General features: G+C 68.0%; 21 protein-coding genes and 1 pseudogene. 11 read left to right on the forward strand and 11 right to left on the reverse strand.

Annotation, left to right across the window (positions count from 1 at the left end):
- Positions 1–156 precede the first annotated feature (156 nt).
- The gene (locus tag OVA17_RS08500) at positions 157–786 is read left to right on the forward strand and encodes a hypothetical protein (RefSeq protein ID WP_267786123.1); all 630 of its coding nucleotides are present in this window, start codon (positions 157–159) and stop codon (positions 784–786) included.
- Here the strand turns inward: OVA17_RS08500 and OVA17_RS08505 are convergent, their stop codons facing one another.
- Together OVA17_RS08505 and OVA17_RS08510 are read right to left on the reverse strand one after the other, a co-directional pair.
- A complete protein-coding gene (locus OVA17_RS08505) occupies positions 787–1,902 on the reverse strand; it encodes a hypothetical protein (RefSeq protein WP_267786124.1) in 1,116 nt (371 codons plus the stop codon).
- Positions 1,902–3,569, reverse strand: a complete 1,668-nt coding sequence (locus OVA17_RS08510) for a sensor histidine kinase (RefSeq protein WP_267786126.1) — start codon at positions 3,567–3,569, stop codon at positions 1,902–1,904. The genes OVA17_RS08505 and OVA17_RS08510 overlap by 1 nt, the downstream gene beginning before the upstream one ends.
- A 179-nt stretch (positions 3,570–3,748) precedes the next feature.
- On the opposite strand from OVA17_RS08510, the gene OVA17_RS08515 reads away from it, so the two are divergent.
- Positions 3,749–4,546, forward strand: coding sequence for a fructose 1,6-bisphosphatase (locus OVA17_RS08515; RefSeq protein ID WP_267789372.1), 798 nt, complete (start codon positions 3,749–3,751; stop codon positions 4,544–4,546).
- 6 nt (positions 4,547–4,552) lie between these two features.
- Here OVA17_RS08515 and OVA17_RS08520 read toward each other — a convergent pair whose 3' ends face one another.
- On the reverse strand, positions 4,553–5,632 hold the full coding sequence (locus tag OVA17_RS08520; RefSeq protein WP_267786127.1) for a hypothetical protein: 1,080 nt from the start codon (positions 5,630–5,632) through the stop codon (positions 4,553–4,555).
- Positions 5,633–5,776: 144 nt separating this feature from the next.
- On the opposite strand from OVA17_RS08520, the gene OVA17_RS08525 reads away from it, so the two are divergent.
- Positions 5,777–7,246: a glycosyltransferase family 2 protein gene (locus OVA17_RS08525; protein ID WP_267786128.1), complete on the forward strand. Its 1,470-nt coding sequence runs from the start codon at positions 5,777–5,779 to the stop codon at positions 7,244–7,246.
- 91 nt (positions 7,247–7,337) lie between these two features.
- Here OVA17_RS08525 and OVA17_RS08530 read toward each other — a convergent pair whose 3' ends face one another.
- Together OVA17_RS08530 and OVA17_RS08535 are read right to left on the reverse strand one after the other, a co-directional pair.
- On the reverse strand, positions 7,338–8,279 hold the full coding sequence (locus OVA17_RS08530) for a response regulator transcription factor (protein ID WP_267786129.1): 942 nt from the start codon (positions 8,277–8,279) through the stop codon (positions 7,338–7,340).
- A gap of 121 nt (positions 8,280–8,400) precedes the next feature.
- The gene (locus OVA17_RS08535; RefSeq protein WP_267786130.1) at positions 8,401–9,426 is read right to left on the reverse strand and encodes a glycoside hydrolase family 6 protein; all 1,026 of its coding nucleotides are present in this window, start codon (positions 9,424–9,426) and stop codon (positions 8,401–8,403) included.
- Between the two features lie 75 nt (positions 9,427–9,501).
- On the opposite strand from OVA17_RS08535, the gene OVA17_RS08540 reads away from it, so the two are divergent.
- On the forward strand, positions 9,502–9,822 hold the full coding sequence (locus OVA17_RS08540; protein WP_210072331.1) for an ATP-dependent DNA ligase: 321 nt from the start codon (positions 9,502–9,504) through the stop codon (positions 9,820–9,822).
- Between the two features lie 6 nt (positions 9,823–9,828).
- Here OVA17_RS08540 and OVA17_RS08545 read toward each other — a convergent pair whose 3' ends face one another.
- The gene (locus OVA17_RS08545) at positions 9,829–10,284 is read right to left on the reverse strand and encodes a MarR family transcriptional regulator (RefSeq protein ID WP_267786131.1); all 456 of its coding nucleotides are present in this window, start codon (positions 10,282–10,284) and stop codon (positions 9,829–9,831) included.
- Between the two features lie 186 nt (positions 10,285–10,470).
- On the opposite strand from OVA17_RS08545, the gene OVA17_RS08550 reads away from it, so the two are divergent.
- On the forward strand, positions 10,471–10,797 hold the full coding sequence (locus tag OVA17_RS08550) for a hypothetical protein (RefSeq protein WP_267786132.1): 327 nt from the start codon (positions 10,471–10,473) through the stop codon (positions 10,795–10,797).
- 12 nt (positions 10,798–10,809) lie between these two features.
- On the opposite strand, the gene OVA17_RS08555 is transcribed toward OVA17_RS08550, so the two are convergent.
- Positions 10,810–11,103 (reverse strand): hypothetical protein, encoded by a 294-nt coding sequence (locus OVA17_RS08555; protein ID WP_210072328.1) that lies wholly within the window; start codon positions 11,101–11,103, stop codon positions 10,810–10,812.
- Positions 11,104–11,271: 168 nt separating this feature from the next.
- Between OVA17_RS08555 and OVA17_RS08560 the strand changes: the two genes are divergently transcribed.
- From OVA17_RS08560 to OVA17_RS08575, 4 genes are all read left to right on the forward strand, one after another.
- Entirely contained in the window at positions 11,272–11,649 is a 378-nt protein-coding gene (locus OVA17_RS08560) for a hypothetical protein (RefSeq protein ID WP_267786133.1), read from the forward strand.
- A gap of 7 nt (positions 11,650–11,656) precedes the next feature.
- Positions 11,657–12,199 carry a 2'-5' RNA ligase family protein gene (locus OVA17_RS08565; RefSeq protein WP_267786134.1) on the forward strand — a complete coding sequence of 181 codons (543 nt, stop codon included), beginning with the start codon at positions 11,657–11,659 and terminating at the stop codon, positions 12,197–12,199.
- Positions 12,193–12,570: a PPOX class F420-dependent oxidoreductase gene (locus OVA17_RS08570; RefSeq protein ID WP_307458703.1), complete on the forward strand. Its 378-nt coding sequence runs from the start codon at positions 12,193–12,195 to the stop codon at positions 12,568–12,570. The genes OVA17_RS08565 and OVA17_RS08570 overlap by 7 nt, the downstream gene beginning before the upstream one ends.
- Positions 12,571–12,831: 261 nt before the next feature.
- Positions 12,832–13,323 carry an FBP domain-containing protein gene (locus OVA17_RS08575; RefSeq protein ID WP_210072324.1) on the forward strand — a complete coding sequence of 164 codons (492 nt, stop codon included), beginning with the start codon at positions 12,832–12,834 and terminating at the stop codon, positions 13,321–13,323.
- 31 nt (positions 13,324–13,354) lie between these two features.
- On the opposite strand, the pseudogene OVA17_RS08580 reads toward OVA17_RS08575, so the two are convergent.
- Positions 13,355–13,585: pseudogene (locus tag OVA17_RS08580) on the reverse strand (endo alpha-1,4 polygalactosaminidase); the annotation flags it as partial.
- Between the two features lie 449 nt (positions 13,586–14,034).
- On the opposite strand from OVA17_RS08580, the gene OVA17_RS08585 reads away from it, so the two are divergent.
- Positions 14,035–14,922: a helix-turn-helix domain-containing protein gene (locus OVA17_RS08585; protein ID WP_267786137.1), complete on the forward strand. Its 888-nt coding sequence runs from the start codon at positions 14,035–14,037 to the stop codon at positions 14,920–14,922.
- Positions 14,923–14,955: 33 nt separating this feature from the next.
- On the opposite strand, the gene OVA17_RS08590 is transcribed toward OVA17_RS08585, so the two are convergent.
- The 3 genes from OVA17_RS08590 to OVA17_RS08600 all read right to left on the reverse strand — a co-directional run bounded on the left by OVA17_RS08590 (position 14,956) and on the right by OVA17_RS08600 (position 17,857).
- On the reverse strand, positions 14,956–15,921 hold the full coding sequence (locus OVA17_RS08590) for an LLM class F420-dependent oxidoreductase (protein ID WP_267786138.1): 966 nt from the start codon (positions 15,919–15,921) through the stop codon (positions 14,956–14,958).
- A gap of 115 nt (positions 15,922–16,036) precedes the next feature.
- Complete coding sequence (locus OVA17_RS08595; protein ID WP_267786139.1) at positions 16,037–17,059, reverse strand: TerC family protein; 1,023 nt, start codon at positions 17,057–17,059, stop codon at positions 16,037–16,039.
- 228 nt (positions 17,060–17,287) lie between these two features.
- The gene (locus OVA17_RS08600) at positions 17,288–17,857 is read right to left on the reverse strand and encodes a TetR/AcrR family transcriptional regulator (RefSeq protein WP_210072319.1); all 570 of its coding nucleotides are present in this window, start codon (positions 17,855–17,857) and stop codon (positions 17,288–17,290) included.
- Between the two features lie 119 nt (positions 17,858–17,976).
- Between OVA17_RS08600 and OVA17_RS08605 the strand changes: the two genes are divergently transcribed.
- The gene (locus OVA17_RS08605) at positions 17,977–20,538 is read left to right on the forward strand and encodes an MMPL family transporter (RefSeq protein WP_267786140.1); all 2,562 of its coding nucleotides are present in this window, start codon (positions 17,977–17,979) and stop codon (positions 20,536–20,538) included.
- Positions 20,539–20,556 lie beyond the last annotated feature (18 nt).

A 20,556-nucleotide genomic window follows, 5' to 3' on the forward strand; every position in this document is an offset into this window, starting at 1 on the left:
CTCCGCCCGCCGAGGCCGTCAGGATGCTCCCTTCGTCCGTCGTTAGCGGACCGACCCGTCGGCCCGGGGTGTTGCATACGGAGAGAACGCGGGGGAGACCGACCGCCCTCATCCTCCGGCCACCTACACTGGGGGAAACGATCCGGGGGAGGATTCATGGTGCTCGCAGGGCGTCGCGGCAGGGCAGTGATCGGCGTTGCCGTGGCGGTGTCGGCCCTCCTCGGTCTCACCGGATGTGGAGCGCCGCCGTGGGCCCAGGGTGGCGGTGAGTCCCCGGAGTCGCCCTCGCCGTCGGCGACGGTGACGACCGCGCCGCAGCCTGTCCGTAACGACCTGTCGAGTGGCTCCACGCAGCGTGCGCTGACGGCCGGCTCGGTGGCCGCAACGGTGAACTACTGGTCGACCCTGTCGATGGATCGTTGGACGGCGACGGCTCTCAAACCCGTGAACCTGTCGATGGAGACGACGGTGACGCCCAACGACGGGCAGAAGGTGTATCTCCAGCGCGCCACGATGACAGCTGTTCCGGGGAACGCGTCGCAGTCCTTCTCGGCGCTCGCCCCGCAGAGCGATCAGACGGATGCGCCCGGCTACCTCGTCCTGTCGCCCTACAGCTACTCGCAGACCTTCAACGTCGGCGAGGTGCCCGCGGAGGCGACGTTCGTCACCTTGCAGTTCACGTTCGAGTTCCTCGTGCAGACCACCCCGACCTCCAACGAGTTCGCGAAGCAGACGGCGAGTGACACACTGACCGTCGCGATCGCCGGCGGGGCCGCCGCCGGTTGATCAGGGTCGGACGCGCTCCCAGCGATCGCCGCCCTGACGGGTGGCCTCACCGGCCGCGGCATCCGCATCGACGATGAGCGCAGCGAGGTCGTAGTCGGCTGTTTCCGCCGGCACCCACCCGATGCTCGCCGAGAGCTGGATGTCGATGCAGGAGGAGACATCGAGCTCCGTGATCTGTCGAAGAAGGGTACGCACGTGCTCGCGCAACACCGAGTCGGGGCGTGAGACGACGACGACCACTCGTCCTCGGACCTCCCGGCCCAGGTCCGCCTCGGCGGGGAAAGTGTCGGCGACGAGGGCCTCGAACTGACTCACGAGACGTAGCCAACCGCTTTCGCCGGCGGCGCTGCGCAGCTGAGCGGGGTCGTCGAGCCGAACCGTCAGCACTGCCCACGACTCTTCTCGTGCGCGGCGGGCTCGAGCCAGACGGTCTGACGCGGTGACGATGAAATGCGGCCAACTCGATGCCGCGCGACGCCCGCTGGGCGATACCGACGTGAAGTACAGAAGGGATACGGTCGCGCACACCAGGAAGATGAGCATTCCGAGCCCGTTGAGCACTCGAGGCAGCGCGAGGTCGCCCAGGGTCGTGGGCGCGGCGAGCCCCGACACGAGCGTGCCGATGCCGAGTGCGACGAAGGCGGACGAGACCACCGTCAGAGGCAGGGCGAGCCTCTCGAGACGGTCGGCCGCACGTCGCAGCTCCCACACGGTGAGCCCGGCGAACACGGATGACCCGAGGAAAGCCAAGCGGAATGCGAGGCCGTAGGCGCTGATCTCGTCCACGAGCACGAAGACGGCGGCGGTCGTCACTGCTTGGACTGCGCCCACCCAGGAGAAGGCAGGTGCACCGCGACGCGCGCGGAAACCCGACCAGATCAGTGCGGGTGCGCCGAGCATGAGGCCGAGACCCGCGCGGCGGATGGTCTCATCGTTCATGATCCCGCCCGTCACCGAGACCCAGGTGCTCGACATCGCCAGAACGAACGCCAGGGACCACAGAAGGGCGGAGCGAGAGGGGCGGTGCAGAAATCCCAGACCGATGATCATGAGGCTGCCGAGAGTGGCGACCGTGGCCTGAGCCAAACCCAGGTTCGTCAGGACATCGGACGGCATCACGGTGTTCCGGCCTCGACGCGGGAGGGGAGGATGACCGTCACCGTCGTGCCGGCACCCAACTCGCTCTCGAGGAAGAGAGAACCTCCCTGTTCCTCGACGATGCTCCGGATGATGCCCATACCGAGTCCGGTGCCGGGGGTGGGGCTCTCTCGCACCGACTGCGCGCGGAAGTACGGGTCGAAGACTCGCTCGAGGTCGTCGGGATGGATGCCGATGCCGGTGTCGGCGAAGTGGAGGACGACGTCGTCTGGTGAGAGTTCGCCGGAGATGCGGATCATGCCTCCCGCGGGCGTGTACTTGATCGCGTTGCTCAGGATGTTGTCGAACGCCTGCCGAAGGCGGAATGCGTCCCCGACCACCTCGGCGGTGTCGGGCAGGTCGTCCACCACGCTCACGCGGCGTGCCGCCGCTGCGGGGCGGAAAGACGCCAGCGACGAGGCGATGATGCGGCTGGCATCGGCGGCGCCGGGGGAGGAGGATTCGCGGAACACCCCCCTCGAGGTGGCGAGGATCTCGGAGATGAGCTTCTGCATGCGCTCGCCGGCGCCGGCGATCACCTCGAGCTGCTCTCGCACCTTGGGTGAGAGGTCGGGGTCGTCGAGGGCGAGATCGGCGTGGCCGATGATGGCGGTCAGCGGGTTACGCAACTCATGAGACACCGTCGCCGCGAGGCGCTCGCGCGCACGTTCGGACTCGATCAGCGCGGTGATGTCGTGGACGATGAGCAGCGTGCTCTCGGGCTCGTCGGAGGAGACGAGTCGGCGTGTCGATGCCGAGAGCGCGTGCCATTCGCCGTGGGGATCGAAGAGCCAGACGCGCTCGTCGTCGAACTGCTCTCCGCGCGATGCCCGCGCGAAGGGACGCTCGGCCTCGGGGAGGGGCTCTCCGCGGAGCGTCGCGTATTCGACCGCTGCCCCCGGACGCTGCGGTTCGTCGCGTTCGACCCCGTACAGGGCGACATACGTGTCGTTCAGCGCCAGCACTTCGCCGTCCACGGACAGGCGGGCGATGCCGGTGTCGAGCCCGTTCAGCATCTGCGACACCCGGCGTTCCTGGCCGGACACGCGCTGGAGGGTTCCCTGGAGTCGGCTGGCCTGGCGCCGCAGCAATTGCTTGAACGCCCTCGTCTGCCGCGCTGAGAGGAAGGAGGTGATGCCGATGAACGTCAGGGAGAGCAGAACGACGATCAGTCTGAGCGCTGTCACCGGGCCGGAGGCGTTCACCGTGGCGTCCACCACGATGATCATGCCGACCGTGCTGAGCGCGGAGATGAGGTACACGAGGGTGAAGTGGGTGGCGATCCAGATGATGGGAAAGACCCAGAAGAAACCGAAGCGCAGATCTGTGCCGAAGCTCAGAAGACCGATGCCGAGGATGTCGCCGAACGGAACGGCCGCGACCACGGACCGGGGGATCTTCTGCCAGGGCACGACGATCGCTATCGCCGTCAGGGCGATGATGACGCCCACGCCGGAGGAGAACGGCCACAGGGAGAACAGGGACGGCTCGAGAGCCTGGACCAGCAGGACCGTGATGACGACGCTCGCCCCCAGAACGAGCTGAAGAAGCCAAATCGACCGGGTGCGGCTGCCCGGGTTGGTCGCGTCATCGTCGGGGATGCCCTCCGAAGGAATCGCCGGAGGAACACTCCTCATGGATGCCATTCTCCGAGTGTATAGAGAGTGGTGTAGTCTTCTGCGCGCCATCCTGTCTCTGCTCGCCCCGCGTGGTCCCGATCACGCCGTCCGGTCAGACTCCCCCTGAGGCCTGCATCCCGCAGTGTGATGGTCGATCATCGACCTCCCGCGCGTTTCGCGCCCTTCCTCAGGAGACACCTGTGAGCATGCCCTCTCGCCGTCGTGTGCGCGCAGCAGCCGCGACCGTCGCCCTCGCCCTCGCCCTGCCGACTGTCCTGTCCGGTTGCAGCCAGATCACCGATGTGCTCGGTGCGTTCCCCGGGCAGGCGGGGAGCAACCAGTCCGTCGTCGTGGCGACGCCCGCGCCGCAGGCCTCGGCGGGGACCAAGCCTTTCGACTCCCAGTTCACCTACGACGGGTCGGTGCGGCTGACCTCGGAGGTCGCCGACGGCCTCGAGCTGCGCCTCGATGTCTGGGCGGTCGACCCCAAGCGCACGATGGAGTGGACCGCGACGAACGAGAAGCAGCTCGGTTTCGCTGTCAACATCGTCGACGATCGCGTCGACGAGAAGGCGGTCCTCGCGCAGAAGCGGCGCGTCTACGTGTCGTCCATCTCCATCACCTCGCAGACCGCTCAGACCGGCGGCCAGGTCTCGAACCCGTTCCAGTTCAGCGCCGATCCGCGAACGCTGGTCCCTTCGGACACCCTGCGTTCGGACCGGGGGCTTCTCCTCAACAGCTTCCAGGGCGGACTCCTGGTGCCGACGACGTCCATCCGCCAGCTCCCGGCAGACACGTACGGCATCACGCTGGAGTTCGCACTGAACGTGGCTGTCGAGGGCGCCGCGAACACGGACTCCTCCTTCAGCCAGCAGACCGTGTACCAGTACCTCCCCATCGCGATCTTCGCGGACGAGGGACAGTCCTCGAGCGGCACCAGCACGGGCACATCGAGCTCGACCGGGCGCGCTCCGGGCTGGGGCACGTCGACCGACCAGGGCTGACCCGCCTCAGTCGGCTCTCGGCTGCCGCAGGCGAGGCCGCGCCCGGCGGCTCTCCATGAGCCACGAGAGATCGTCGACGTCCCTCAGAAGGTAGTGCTCGAAGACGAGGTCGGGGACGTCGTCGTAGTCGATCGAGGGCATGCGTCGCGCGAATGCGCGTCGCAAAGACTCCTCGACCTCTGCCGCAGCTGTCGCGGCGGGGTGGACGAGGAAGACCGCGTCGCGGGTGGGCATCCCGGTCACGACATCGGGTACGACGTCGGCGGCGGCGTCCGACACGGTGCGCAGCATCGTTTCGCCGAGCTCGCTGCTGTGGGCAGCGCGGATCAGATTGATCTCGGGAACGCGCACGAGGGTCGCCCGCACACCGGGGTGCTCGACGAGGAGTCGGGCGGTCTCGCGACGCAGAGTTCCACGGTCGTGCGCACGGGTGCCGGGAGCGGGGTCGTCGTCGAGCTGACGGCCGATCCATACGGCGCCGACCGAGACCAGCGCGATCGCGATCGCGCTGACCGCAGCCGTGGTCTCGGGGGAGACGGGGCCCTGACGCAGCAGCGGCGCCATACCGGAGACGGCGGCGGCGGCCAGGCGGGCGAGGTTGTAGAGCGCGTACAGGCTCAGGGTCCAGGAGAGCAGACGAGCTCCGCTCAGTCGCCCCACGGGAGAGCGAGCGCACTCGAGCGCACCGAGAGCCGAGAACACGACGAGGCCGGCCGTCTTCAGGAGGGTTGCATCGTCGAGGGGCACGAGGAAGGTCAAGCCCAAGAGCAGGATGCCACCGGCGCCGGTGCTGATCGCGCCGATCGCGCGCCGACCGTTCAGTCGTCGCGCGCCCGCCCAGAGAAGACCGACCGCCATGACGTTGGTCGCGTTCCCGGCGGCCGCGGCTGCCACGGAGTCCCACGCGGTCTCCATCACGTTCAGCGCTCCGCACAGTAAAGCGGCGATGGCCGCCATGCCGAAGTACCGGACCATGTCCGCGCGTGGTCCGCCGCGGTCGTCCTCGGGTCGCCCGTGCGCCAGGAACAGCATGGTGAGGGCGACGCCCGCGGCGGCGATGGATGCCAGCAGAGCGAGGACGATCACGGACGGTCGTCTCCTTCAGGTGCCCGTCGCAATCTTGCGGAAATCTTGCGGGGACGGTGGTCGTGTGCATCGGTCGTCTTGCGGCGAACCTACCAGAGTGGAACTCGGCCGATACGCCGCGAGAACCGACAGGAAGACACCGCCATGACCGATGCGCGCAGCTTCACCCCCCACGCCCGGGACTTCGATATGCACCCGGGCGCGCTGGGAGCCGCCGGCGAGCACGGCTTCGCCGATGACTTCGCCGCGGTGCTCGAGAACACGTCGGTGCACCGTTCCACGATCGGTTGCGTCATCCCCGCCTACAACGAGGAAGAGTCGATCGCCGACGTCATCGAGGCGTTGCTCGCTCAGACCCGCGTGCCGGACGTCATCCACGTGGTCGTCAACAACACCTCCGACGCCACGGTGAAGATCGCTTCGGAGTACAGCGGCCCGCACGAGCTGAGCACCGAGCTCGGGGAGCAGTTCACCGAGGTCTTCGTCCACGACATCGGCAAGAACCCCGACAAGAAGGTCGGCGCGCTCAACTACGGGTACTCCCTCGTCGAGGGGTACGACTATCTCCTCGGCGTCGACGGAGACACCATCGCCGACAGCAAGGCCGTCGAGTACCTCGAGACCGAGGCGATCTCCGACTCCCGCATCGGCGGTATCTCTGCGATCTACACGATCGACGACAAGCCCATCAAGGGCCTCGTCGCCCGGTTCCTCACCGCCGGCCAGCGCACGCAGTTCGCGGCGTTCAACCTGCAGAACATGCTGCGCGGTCGCAACATGGCGGTGCTCGGCGGTCAGTTCTCGATCTTCTCCACCAACGCCCTGCGCGACGCGATGAAACAGAACCACCAGAGCACCCCGTGGGTGAAGGACTCCGAGGTCGAGGACTCCCTGCTGTCCCTGCAGATCAAGAGCGCGGGCTACTTGACCAAGATCAGCCCGTACGCTCGCGCCGATGTGGGCGGCATGACCACGCTCTCCGGTTACGACGCCCAGCAGGTGAAGTGGACCTATGGCGCCATCGAGCTGATGTGGCCCGGACAGCGCGGCGACACCAAGGGGCAACCGTTCCACCCGAACCTCCGTCTGCGTTGGTTCGAGAACTTCGGCATGCTCACGAACCTCTTCGTCCGCGTGGCCTTCCTGACCCTTCTCGCCGGGTCGCTGACGATCCACGCCTTCGTCTTCTCGCCGATGTGGCTCATCCCGCCGGTGATCGCCATGCTGCTGAACCTCCGCATCGCCCGCACGATGAAGAACGTCGACCGCACAGACGTCCTGTTCGCGGTGCTGTTCTTCCCCGCGGAGATCTTCATGTGGATCCGTATCAGTCACTTCGTCCGCTCGTGGACCCGATTCCTCTCGCGCAAGAAGGTCGACAACTGGGCGATGCAGGCCAAGGCCGAGCGCGGTGGGGGACTCGGACACTGGACGCCGATGGTCGTGCTCATCGCCGTCGCCATCGCCCTCGCGGTGATCTGGGTCATGGTCGGCCCCATGGTGCAGTCGTCGATCCTGTGGATCGGTTGGCCCATCGTCGGCGTCGTGACCGTTCTTCAGACGCTCCTCATGTTCTCCAAGCTCGTCCGTCGCCACCACGGCTTCAAGGTCTGACGGACGCAAGATCTGATACGCCCGAACGCATCAGAAACACGGATGCCTCGGCCCTGGGGAGGGTCGAGGCATCCGTCATGTGTGCGGGGCGTCAGGGAGTGGAGAGCAACTCCGAGGTGAGGCGATAGCCCACCCCACGTACCGTTTCGATGTAACGCGGGTTGGCCGGGTTGTCGCCGAGCTTGCGGCGCAGGTTTGTCATGTGCGCCTCGATCGCCCGCTTGTCGGCTTCTCCGACGAAGTAGCTCGTCACGTACGACTCGCCGCGCAGGACCAGAGTGAGGTCGGCCTTGCTGCGCACCCGCCGCTTGGACTCCATCAGGGTCGCGAGCAGGTCGAACTCCGTGCGGGTGAGTTCCAGCTCCTCCCCGCCGACGCGCACGAGGCGGCTGTCGGGATCGAGCAGCAGATCTCGGTGAGCCACCCAGGCGCCACCGGTGGGCGTGAGTTCTCCGGCCGCCGAGCGGGGGACGATCTCGCCACCCGGCGCCGCCTCGCGCGGCTCCGGGCCCTGGGAGGACGGCACGATGACGGCCGCCGTGGAAGGGGCGTTCGCCGCCTGCGGTGCGACGGGTGCCTCAGGGCGCCCGGCGGGGAAGGACGGGCCCACGCTGTCTTGGCGGGGGGCCGAGGAAACGGCGGACTCCCCGGCGCGGGGGCGGCGGAGCAGCGCTTCGATGCGCGCGCGAAGCTCGCGGGGGCGGAACGGTTTCACGACGTACTCGTCGGCGCCGGCGCCGAGGCCGAGCACGACGTCGGCCTCTTCTTCGAGACCGGTGAGCATGATGATGTAGGTGTCGCTCTTCTGACGAATCCGACGCGCGGCTTCGAAGCCGTCGATGCCCGGCATGTTGACGTCCAGCGTGGTGATCAGCGGCTGATACGCGATGACGGCGCGAACCCCGTCGATGCCGTTGCCGACGGAGACGGTCGAGAACCCCGCAGACTCGAGCACTTCGACAAGCAGGTGGCGGATATCGGGATCGTCTTCCACGATCACGGCTGTTTTCAGCATCTCGGTGCTGTCGCTCATGTCACCCACTCTTCCGGCTTCGCACGGGACCGTGCCCGCGTTCTTCCCCGAGTCGCGGCGTCGCAGCGCGACGAGCGCAATTTTGGCACACATCGCGGCTGCGACGCGGTCGACTCGGAGCTCAGCGCTGTTCGCGTGTCAGTTCCGCTGCCGCGGCAGGCCACCACACGCCCGCGGCGGGACCGCCGTTGCACTCGCCGTCGCTCTCGCCTGCAGGCTTGATCCATAGGTTGGTGTCGACGACGTCGTCGCCGTACGAGCCGCCCGGGCTGCCGACCAGGCGGTCGGAGGGATTGCACCATTCCGAGCCCGCCGGTCCTGCGCCGTTGCGCGAGGTGTCGATCACGGCGTGAGTGCCTCCGAGAAGATCGGACAGGGCGTGCGCGTAGGCGAACTCGGCGGCAGTGTCCTGGTAGTTCGAGACGTTCAGGGCGACGCCGCGCACTTCGGGCAGAATCCCCATCGCCCGGATGAGCCCCGCCATTTCAGCGGCAGGGTGCCAGGCGGAGTGGCCGCCGTCGATGTAGACCCACGTGTTGGTGCCACGGATGTTCTCGACAGCTTGCTGCAAGTACCCGGCGCGATCGCTCACGGACCCGCACGAGGAGGACAAAGCGATGCTGTCGGGCTCGAGCACCACGATCTTCTGGAGGTCCGACGCGTTGCGCAGGGCATCGCCGATGCGTTTCGTCCATTGCGCGTACGACGAGGGGTCGAGGCCTCCGGCCGAGTGGTTTCCGCAGTCACGGTCGGGCAGCCCGTAGACCGCTATCGAGAGCGACGCCTTCTGATCGCGAGCCTCCGCTGCGAGGTGTGCGATGCGGTCCCACACCTCGTCGACGGGGTCGATCTCGGGGGTGAGCCAGTAGGTGGTGGGCTGCAAGGAGAGCCACTGCGCGGCGGCGACCTCGTCGGCGTCCCCGCCGCCCGAGCGAGCAGCCTGGGCGGCCTTGGACTCGTTCGGTGCGACGATCCGGGTGTCGACGGCCGGTGGTTTCGCCGACAGAGTCTGGAAGAGAGTGGTCACCAGGCTTCCGACGACGCCGATTCCCGCGATGACCGCCACGATCGCGACGACTGCGCCAGCGACGAGAAGCGCGCGGGGGAGCCGTCGTCGGGGCCGCTTCGGCCGAGATGATCTCGCCACGTTCGGAACTCTAGTCGAGGTGGCACCCGCCGGGGTCGAGGTAGTTAATCGGGTGAAGCGATATAGACTCACTTCGTGGGAAAACTGGTTTACAACACCGCGGGTCATTCATTCGATATCGAAGATCGGACGCTCTCCCACCTACGCATGGTCTTCATGAACAAGCTGCGTAGAGGCGAGTCGTTCATGTTCCACTTCCCGATGGGCGACGGCAGCGGCACGCGTACGCTCTGGATCTCTCCGTCCATCCCGCTCGTCTTTCACTTCTACGGCAGTCGTGCGCCGCAGCTGAATCGTCGGTGGATCGAGGACCTCATGGACGAAGCCAGCTCCCCGCAAGGACTCAGCGTCACGGCCGAGCCCGACCCCGAGTCCGTCCTGACGTCGTCGGGCTGAGCCGACTCAGGCGCATTCGGCGTCGACGACCTCTCGGACACGGTCAAGGAATGCGGCGATCTGGTCGGCGGTGTCGCTGGGCAGTCCCAGGGCGAACTCGCGGACGCGGGCTGTCACAGGGTCGATCGCATCCGGGTCTGTGTCGCGATCGAACGGGACGACGAACTTGCTCCGGCGGTCCGACGGGTTGGCGACGAAGTCGACGAGGCCGCCCGCGCGCAGGCGGTCGAGCATTCCTGTCACCGACGCTGTGGAGATGCCCAAGGACTGCGCGATCTCGGTCGGAGTCAGGCTTCCCCCGGCATCCGCGCGTTCCAGGATGAGCCTCATCGCCGCGCGGGCGTTCTCGCTGGGGCCGCAATCGGACTGCCGGCGACGAGCAAGCCGCGCTTCCGCCAAGCGGAGCCGTTCTACCGCGCGCGCTGCCGTCTTCGCGTGATCGTGTTCGGTCTCGAGCGTCATAGGTCTCCTCGGGGTTGGGCCCCGTCTGAGCATTCTAGTTAGGTTGCCGAGATTCCAGCCGACCGGCTTATTCCGGCTCGAGTCCAACAATCTGGGGTCGCGTAGAGACTTCTTTCTCGGTTCATATGCACGACGGTCGTGATCTCGTATCATTTCCGGCAGGACGCACCCGGGAAGGAGAGGCCGATGGGCTCACTGTTCTACGGGTCTTCCGCGAGTCCGATCCGCATGCCCGACCGCATCCTCGCTCACATCAAAGTCGTCGTCGCGACCAAGCTGCGGCGCGGGGAGAGCTTCACGATGTCATGGCGGCATCCCTCCGGTGAACCGACCGGCCGGAGCACCCTGTGGATACAGCCGTCCATTCCGCTGCGATTCGTCTTCGCCTCCGCGGAAGCCGAGGTCCTCGACCCGGCGCTCCTTCACTCGCTCGCGAATTCCGCGAACTCTTCCGGAGGCCTGACTCTCGAGCTCGACGACATCACCGAGGCCGTCATCTCCGACGCGCGCTGAATCGTCGAGATCTCAGCGGTGCGCTCGCGCGTGCCGGTGGGCGATCGACGACACCCACTCGACGCCCGGGCACGGGGGAGCGGTTCGCCCTCGCATGCGTTCCCACGCTTCGACGTAGATCCCCTCGAGCAGAGTGTCAGCGATCCCCGCGACACCCGTCAGCGACAACAGCACCGCATAGATCCGCGGTGCCGTCGCGTCGTAGAACTCCACGAAAGCATCGCAGTCGCCCATCGCCGCGCGGACGAGGAGGGCGTCCAGATCCTGCTCCCGGCTCTCGCGGGTCGCGGGGTCGGTCATGGTCACGGTGCACCTCCTTCGTCTGGTGACAGTCAATCGCCGCGCGACGTGGGAGGCCTGGGGTTGCGCAATCGGGACGTGTGTCGTAGCGGTCGGCGATGGCCGGGCGGGACGTCCGTCGCGGGTGCCGTCAAGCCCGACCTGTGCGACAGACGGGCACCCTACGGTGAGTCCATGAAATCTGTTGTGCGCTGGGCTCTCGCCCTGGCGATGATGTTCGCCGGTGTCTCACACCTGACCTTCGCGCGTCGGGACTTCCAGGCGCAGGTGCCCGACGCTCTCGTGGAGAAAGGTCCTCTCGATCGCGACGCCGTGGTCGTGGCATCCGGGGTCGTGGAGGCCGCATTCGGACTATCGCTGCTGGTCCTTCCCAAAGAGCGGCGCCGCATCGGTGCTGCGCTCGCGGCTTTCTTCGTGGCCATCTTCCCCGGCAACATCGATCAATGGCGGAAGGGACGCTCGGCGTTCGGGCTCGACACCGATAAGAAGCGCTTCGGGCGGCTGTTCTTCCAGCCGCTGCTCGTGGCGGCCGCGTGGTGGTCGACCCGGTGACTCCTCGATGACGGACGTCGTCAGCCTCGAGCTCGTCTTCGATGACGAGACCGACGCCGCCGTCCGCGCGGAGTGGGATGCCCTGCTCGCCGCGGACCTGCCGAGCCAGGCGCGGCATCGGGGAGAGAGCAACCGGCCCCACGTGACGTTGCTCGTCCGATCCGCACTGGCACCGTTCGACGCTGCCGTCCTGCAAGAGATCTTCCCCCTCTCGCTGGTGCTCGGTGCCCCGGTGCTCTTCGGTGCGGGACGGCATCGTGTCATCGCTCGCACGGTCGTACCCTCGCCGGCGCTGCTGGCTCTGCACACCCGCATCCACGAGCTCGCCGGACCCGGTGCCGACGTCGACCACACGGTGCCGGGCGCGTGGACCGCGCATGTCACCCTGGCTCGGCGGGTTCCGCTGGAGCGCATGGGCGAGGCGCTGGGTGTCCTCGCGGACAACGGCGGGAGAGACATCTCGGGCCGGGCCGTCGGGATTCGACGATGGGATGCCGCCGACAAGACGGTCGCCGACCTCGTCGGACGTGGCACCCTGGAACAGTGCTGACCGACGACGCCCTCTCCTTCCTCCGCGAGTACCACCTGGCCACCCTGTCGACCGTGGGGCGCTCGGGTCGCGTGCACGCGGTGCCCGTCGGGTTCACCTACGAGGACGGTGTCGTCCGGGTGATCGGATCGCGCGGGACGCAGAAGTTCGTCAATGCCGAGCGCAGCGGCCGCGCCTCGATCTGCTCTGTCGACGGCGCGCAGTGGATCAGCTTCGAGGGCGCTGCTCGGGTGAGCGATGATCCGGATGCCGTGGCGCACGCGGTCGAGCTGTACGCGGCGCGCTACCGCCAGCCGCGCCCCAACCCCGACCGCGTCGTCCTCGAGATGGCCGTCGAGCGTGTGCTCGGTTCGGCAGCGTTTCGCGCCTGATCGGCGTATCCTGGGGCCATGTCCCCCATCACCTCGTCGATGCCCTCCGGGCGTGAGGGGGTCGTCGGCGTGTGGAGCGCCGACGGCACAGGCACTGTCCAGGCCGTCTTCCTCGCCGGGTGACCGGCGCGGGTGCCCCGCTCTGCCGGGTGAGCGCCCTCCTCGCTCGTCCTCTTCGTGACGGGCGCATCGCCGCGCGATCCGATCGCGCGTTCGTCGCCGCGCCGCCGCGCGCGCCGCGGCCCATCGACTGGACGTCCCATGCACGCTCTCTCTTCTTCCGCCATTCGATCCAGCTTCGTGAACGTCTCGCTCCGCGAACGCAGCTCGATCGTCGTTCCCGCCGACCTCGACGCCACCGCGTGGGACCGTCTCGACTACTTCGGTTGGCGCGACGCCAAGACCCCGCTGCTCGGCTTCGTGATCGCCGAGATCGACGGAAGCCCCGTCGGCCTGCAACTTCGGCAGACCGAGCAGCCCACACGCACGCGACCGCAGTGCTCATGGTGTTCCGATGTCACGCTGCCGAACGACGTCGTGTTCTTCTCCGCGCGTCGGGCGGGCAAGGCCGGACGCGCGGGGAACACCGTCGGCACCCTGGTGTGCGCGCGGTTCGAATGCTCCCGCAACGCGCGGCGTCTGGATCCACCGGCCTACCTCGGTCACGATGCGGCTGCGGCTCGCGACCGCCGGGTGGAGGCGCTGCGCACTCACGTCGACACGTTCTTCCGCGACCTGCGCGACGGCGTGTGAGAGCGGCTGACCGGCGTGTGAGAGCCGCCGGTCAGCCCGACCGATCCGCGCACGCGGCGAAGACGTAGTCGGGATCCGTCGGCGTCGAGAGCTTCCGATCGCGCAGGACCGTCGAAGCCGGGGTCGCGGCATCCGCGCACACGTCGGCGAAGGTTCGCGGGAGTCGATCGGCGTACTCGATATCGATGACCTGGTCGCCGTACACCCCGGTGTAGGCGTCGCACTCCGCGAAAGCGGCGCATTCCTCGGCGACGGCGAAGTCGAAGCCCGCCGCGGGTCGCGAACCACGATCTGTACGGAATCCGGCGGGTCGTAGGGGCCGCCCAGCTGGTAGTCGATCGCGACTCGGGGTGGGAGAGCGGCGGAGGGCGGGACGGAGGGGACCTCAGCCGAGCAGGAGGAGAGGGCCACGACCCCGGTGATGACCCCGGCGAGGAGCGAGGGGCGGCGCATGCGCCCACCTTATTCGGCAGGTCGGGCCGTCGGGCGAGCGCCGGACGCGATAGTGTTCAGTGTCTCCCCCGGACACGAGTCGACGTATCTACGTCCGAGGGGGAGAACGGTGTCGGCAGAAGCGCTCGGCGCGGGGGACGCACGTCCCCCGGTCCGCCGTCAGTATCTCGTCGAGGGAACGAGCATTCGGGGCGCGCAGATCGCCGAACGGGGGCCGTACACCTCGTCAGATCGTCCCGCGGGGGAGCGATGACCCACGTGACCACCGACGTCCGCCTCGATGCTGTGCTGAACGCGCTCGCCGATCGCGTGCGCGAACTGCGGCGCGAGCGCGATCTCAGCGTCGTCGCCCTGTCGTTCGAGGCGGGGATCTCGGAATCCCGCGTACGCGCGATCGAGTCCGGGCGCTCGACGGCATCGCTTGCGACCCTCGTGGCCCTCGCGGAGGCCTTCGAGATCGAACTCTCGGAGCTTTTCGGCGAGACCGCGCGAGGCGGCTTCGATCGCGATGAGTCGAGCCGTCCTGACGTGTCGCACGAGGTGACGTGGGGCGGGGAGCTTCCGCCCGCGCCATGGATGTCCGCCTCTTCCGAAGTCCCCGCGCCGAGCCCCTACGTGGTTCCGAGCGAGGTGGTGTGGGGCGACGAACTCCCCGCCGCTTCATGGACCACAGCGAGGGCCGGTGCCGATATGCCGGAGCTGGTCGGTCTCGCGCAGCCGAGCGCGCCCGAGTCGGCACCGATCCCGTCGACCCAGAAGATCGGGGGAGGCCCGCTTCCGCCGGCGCCGTGGGTCGCGGAAGCGGACGCCACCATCGTGCACGCATCGGATACCGATCAGCCTCCGGCCCCGTCAGCCGCAGCTTCGGGGGTTCACGTTTCCGCGTCCCGCCAGGGCGGGAAGGGGAGTCCCCGCTACGTGCTCGTCGCGCCGAGCGCTGCCGCCGCACCGCGGGAACCTCGCACATTTTCGGATCTACGTGAGGGAATCCTCGCGGGGCGTGATTTCGATTCGCTCCGCGAGTTCGCGGTGGCCGCCGTCGCCGAGGCCGGCCACTCGGTCGTCACCGTCGCGCGGATCTTCCGTCTTCCCGTGTGGAAGCTCGAACGATGGGTCGCCGAGGCGGGATACGTCGGCCGTCGGTGAGTTCGGGGTGCGCGTGGAGAGCACCCCGAACCATCAGAGAGCTCGAAGCTTCTCGAGCAGGGGTGCGGCGATCTCGTCGACGAAACGCTGTTGCTGCGCGTCACCCACCTGAACGATGGCGATGTCGGTGAAGCCCGCGTCGATGAAGGGACGCACGCTCTCGGCGAGCTCGTCGAGGTCGGGACCGCACGCGATGGACTCGGCCACATCTTCCGGCCGGACGAACTGCGACGCGCCCGCGAAGCCGGCCGGCGTGGGCAGATCGGCATTCACGGCCCACCCGCCCGCGAACCATCGGAACTGGTCGTGGGCTCGGGCGATCGCGGTCTCCTTGTCGGGGTCCCAGCTGATGGGGATCTGACCGATCTTGCGAGACGCGCCCTCGTGGTGCTCGTCCCAGCCCTGGATCAGCTCGCCGTCGGGCTCGGTGGTGATGAGGTGGTCGCCGAGAGGGGCGAAGCGCGCGATCGAGTGCTCGCCGGAGACGGCGACACCGATCGGGACGCCGCCCTCGGGGGCGTCCCACACGCGAGCCGAGTCGACGCGGAAGTACTCGCCGTCGTAGGTGACCAGATCCCCGGTGTGCAGAGCACGGATGATCTCGATCGCCTCGACGAGCATGTCCTGCCGCGCGTGGACGGCCGGCCACCCCTCGCCCACCACGTGCTCGTTCAGGTTCTCACCCGAGCCGAGCCCCAGCGTGAAGCGGCCGTCGGACAGCAGCTGCAGGGTGGCGGCCTTCTGAGCGACGACGGCGGGGTGATACCGGACCGTCGGGCAGGTGACGTAGGTCATCAACTCGACATCGGTGGTGGCCTGCGCGACCGCTCCGAGCACGGTCCAGGCGTAAGGCGCGTGGCCCTGGCTGGTCAGCCACGGGGAGTAGTGGTCGCTCGAGACGAGGAAGTCGTAGCCGGCGCGTTCCGCGCCGACGGCGTAGTCGACGAGGGCTTTGGGGCCGCTCTGCTCGGTCATGAGGGTGTAGCCGAATCGCGTCATGTCGGCCACGGTAGAGCGGCGGTGCCCGCCGATCGCCGGGGTTGCGCTCACCGCGGGGATGCGGCAGGAACGACGAAGGGCCCGCGGCCGTCGCCGCGGGCCCTTCGTTCGGACGTCAGTCCTCGGGGGCGTGGATGACCTTCTCGCCGTCGAAGGTCTCGCGATCCTTCTTCTTGTCGTCGTTGCGGGTCTTGCGGAGGCTGAGGAACGTCGCCACGGCCACCGTTCCCGCGATGAACAGCAACGAGAACCAGATGGGGATCTCCGGAACCCACAGCAGCGGTTGCCCGCCGTTGACGAAGGGCAGCTCGTTGACGTGGAGAGCGTGGAAGACGAGTTTCACGCCGATGAACGCCAGGATGACGGCGAGGCCCTGTGCGAGGTAGACGAGACGCTCCAGCAGGCCGCCGATGAGGAAGTACAGCTGGCGCAGCCCCATGAGTGCGAAGGCGTTGGCGGTGAAGACGATGTATGCCTCGTTCGTCAGGCCGTAGATGGCCGGAATCGAGTCGACGGCGAAGACGAGGTCGATGAAGCCGATCGCGATGATGACCAGCAGCATCGGGGTGACGAAGCGCTTTCCGTTCTTGCGGACGGTCAGCTTGTCGTCGTTGTACTCCTCGCTCACGGGGAGGATGCGACGGACGAAGCGCATGAACTTGCCGTTGGCGGGGTCGCTCTCGCCGTGCGAGAAGGCCTGGCGGTAGGCGAGGAAGAGCAGCAGTGCACCGAAGATGTAGAAGATCCAGGAGAAGTTCTCGATCAACGCCGCGCCCACCGCGATGAACGCGCCGCGCATGATCAGCGCGATGACGATGCCGATCATCAGCACCTTCTGCTGGTAGATCTTCGGCACCGCGAACCCCGTCATGATGATCAGGAACACGAAGAGGTTGTCGATCGAGAGGGCCTTCTCAGTCAGGTACCCGGCGAAGTACTCCCCGCCGTAGGTCCATCCGGAGAACACGCCGATCCCGACGCCGAACAGCAGGGCCAGGCCGATGTAGAAAGCCGACCAGCGGGCCGACTCGGCGATCGAGGGCTCGTGGGGCTTGCGGACGTGGGCGAAGAATTCGAACACGAAGAACGCGATGGTGATCGCGATCGTGATGATCCAGATCAAAGGGGTGACGCCCATGGCGACCTCCAAGGGTGAGTAGGTGTGCGACAAGACACCAAGGTCTCCTCCACCCGGGAAACGGGCCGACGTCCCGGGCTCACGATGGCGTGATCCGTATTGACGAGAACGTCGCGGTGGGAGTACTCCCCTTGCTGAACACGATTGTACGTCATGCGACTGTGCGCGCCCGGTCTGGACGTCGGCTTCGCCGTTGTGGTATCCGGATGTCGCGACCCGGCCGATCTCTCAGTGCGGGGGAGCGCTGCCCACGATGGCGTCGACGAGGGTGAGCATGTCTTCTGCGTCGAACTCCTCGCGGCTCAGAGCCCGCAGGATCACGGCTCCGAGCAGGGCGTCGGCGGCGGCGTGCAGTCGGGGGCCGGTGACGCCGCCCATGGCCCGCGAGAGGCTTTCGGTGAGCGGGGCGGCGAGGATCTCGGCCCGGAGCCGTCGACCGGTCTCGGCGCTGCCCGCCGCGGCGGCCACGAGAGATCGCAGCAAGCCTTCTCCGTCGGGACTCGCTCGCAGGGTGAAGAGGTCCGTCAGCCAGGCGGCGAGATCGGTTCGGGGGTCGCCCGTGTCGGGCAGCTCTCGCTGACCGCCGAGGATGCGCCCCTCGAGGATGGCCTCGGCGATGACGTCGCCCTTGCTCGCCCACCACCGGTAGATGGTCTGTTTGCCCACGCCCGCACGTCGAGCGATGCCCTCGATCGTGAGGTGGTCGTAGCCGCGCTCGACGAACAGTGCGACGGCCGCGTCGAGGATCGCCAGGCGTGCCGCCTCGCTGCGGACGGGTCCACTGCGCGGAAGGGTCATGACACACATTCTGAACGATCGCGCCGCAAAACGAGACGAGACGGTGCGTGTTATCTTTGCCCGGACTTGTCGGAGCCGACGGTGCTCCCTCGCGTGCACCGCACGAGAGGAACATCCCCATGGCTGAACTGCTGCACCGCCTCGGAACGTTCGCGGCGCGCCGCGCGTGGACGGTGATCGTCGCCTGGGCCGTGATCCTCGGCGTCGTCGTGGGCGGCTTCCTCGTCGGGTACAAGGGGCTCAGCTCGAGTTTCGACATCCCGGGGACGGCCTCCGGGGACGTGATCTCCGAACTGCAGGGCGAGCTCCCCGATTTCGCCGGCGCATCCGGAGCGGTGGTGTTCCGCACCGATGACGGCTCCGCTCTCACCGACGAGCAGAAGACCGAGATCTCGGCCCTGGTGGCCTCGGCGAGCGACCTGCCCGATGTGGCCCGCGTCACCGATCCGTTCACCGCCCAGCAGCACCTCGAGGATCAGCGCCAGCAGGTCGTCGATGGTCGCCAGCAGCTCGAGCAGGCCCGCGCTCAGGCGGAGTCGGGCCAGCAGCAGCTGGACGCGGGGAGGGCGCAGCTCGAGGCCGGACAACAGCGGCTCGACCAGGGGAAGGCGCAGATCGAAGCCGCGCCGCTGCCCTCCGCCCAGAAGCAGGCGCAGCTCTCCGCCCTCGAGGCGCAGCAGCAGCAGATCGACCAGCAGCGCTCCGCTCTCGAGCAGCAGCAGACGCAGCTGACCGAAGGCCTCGCCCAGATCGACGCCCAGCAGACCCAGCTCGATGACGGCTCCGAGCTGCTGAGCTTCGCGGATGCCATCCGGCTGGTGTCGGAGGACGGCTCGACGGCGATCGTCAACGTCTCGTTCGACAAGCCGCGTCTCGAGCTCACCGAGGCGTCGAAAGAAGCGGTCGTGGAGCATTTCACCGCGAAGGCGGTCGCCGGCGTGGACGTGGCGTTCAACACCGAGATCTCCCAGGGAGTGCCCGAGATCTTCGGGGTGGGCGAGATCGTGGGCGTGGCCATCGCCGGCATCGTCCTCGTCGTCGTGCTGGGGTCGCTGCTCGCGGCGTCCTTCCCGATCGCCACGGCGATCATCGGCGTCGCCATCGGTGCCATGGCGACGTTGTCGTTCTCGGGTGTCATTCAGATGGCATCCGTCACGCCCTTCCTCGGGGTCATGCTCGGCCTCGCGGTCGGCATCGACTACGCGCTCTTCATCCTCTACCGCCACCGCAGGCAGCTCCTGGCGGGCGCGGATGTCCGCGAATCGATCGGGCTCGCCAACGGGACGGCGGGCAACGCCGTCGTCTTCGCCGGGTCCACGGTCATCGTCGCGTTGCTGGCGCTGAACATCACCGGCATCCCGTTCCTCGGTCTGATGGGAACCGCGGGGGCCGTGAGCGTCCTGGTCGCGGTGCTGATCGCCGTCTCGCTGACCCCCGCCCTGCTCGGGCTCGCGGGCATGCGCATCCTCAGCCGCAGGGCGCGCGCTCGCGCGACCGCCGCATCCGGCGCCGTCGAGCACCCGCGCCGCGCCGCCCGAGCCGAGACCGGCCCGGTCGCGACGAACGGGCGGGCCGTGCGCCCGATGTCGACGGTGCGCGCCACCGTGACGATGCTCGTGGCGACGGTGGTGCTTCTCGTGATCGCCATCCCCGCTCTCTCGATGCGCCTGGGGTTGCCCGACGGCGGTAGCGAAGCCGAGGATTCCACCGGGTACAAAGCCTTCACCTGGAGCGAGGAGGCTTTCGGCGCCGGATCCAACGCCCCGCTTCTCGTGACGGCCGCGCTCCCCGCCGGTACCGCCGAGGCCGACGTCCAGGGCCTGCAGCTCGACGTGGCCCGCGAGCTCTTCTCTCAGGACGACGTGGTGGCGGTGGCACCCGTCGCGGTGTCCGAGGACCGCACGCTCGCCGCGTTCCAGGTCATCCCCGCCGAGGGACCGAACGCGGTGTCCACCGATCGGCTGGTGCGCGACCTGCGTTCGCTCCCCCCGGTCGACGGAGACATCGACCTCGGCGTCGCGGGCGCGGCGGCCATCAACATCGACATCTCCGAGGGGTTGGCGGACGTTCTGCCGATCTACCTCGTGGTCGTCGTCGGTCTGTCGTTCCTCATCATGGTCATGGTCTTCCGCTCTCTGCTCGTACCGCTGATCGCCACCCTCGGCTTCGTGCTGTCCCTGTTCGCGACGTACGGAGCAGTCACCGCGGTCTTCCAGTGGGGATGGCTCGGCGGCCTGTTCGGGGTACACAACCCCGGACCGATCCTGAGCTTCCTGCCGGTGATCCTGGTCGGCATCCTGTTCGGCCTGGCGATGGACTACCAGCTGTTCCTGACCACCGGCATGCGTGAGGCCTGGGCGCACGGCGCCGCCCCGCGGCTGGCCGTGGCGCAGGGCTTCCGGGCGGGCCGCACCGTGGTGATCGCTGCGGCGATCATCATGATCTCGGTGTTCTCGGGCTTCATCACCTCGGAGGCCGTCATCATCAAATCGTTCGGTCTGGGGCTCGGCCTCGGAGTGCTCTTCGACGCGTTCATCGTTCGTATGCTGCTGATGCCCGCGATCATGCACGTGCTGGGCGGCGCCGCCTGGTGGCTGCCCAAGTGGCTCGACCGCGTCGTGCCGAACGTCGACGTCGAAGGCTCGGCGCTCGAGCGTCGCCATCCGGGACACCACGGGTAGTGAGCATCCGCGGCCGGG

It is taken from the genome of Microbacterium sp. SL75, assembly GCF_026625865.1.
In the GTDB taxonomy this organism is placed as follows: domain Bacteria; phylum Actinomycetota; class Actinomycetes; order Actinomycetales; family Microbacteriaceae; genus Microbacterium.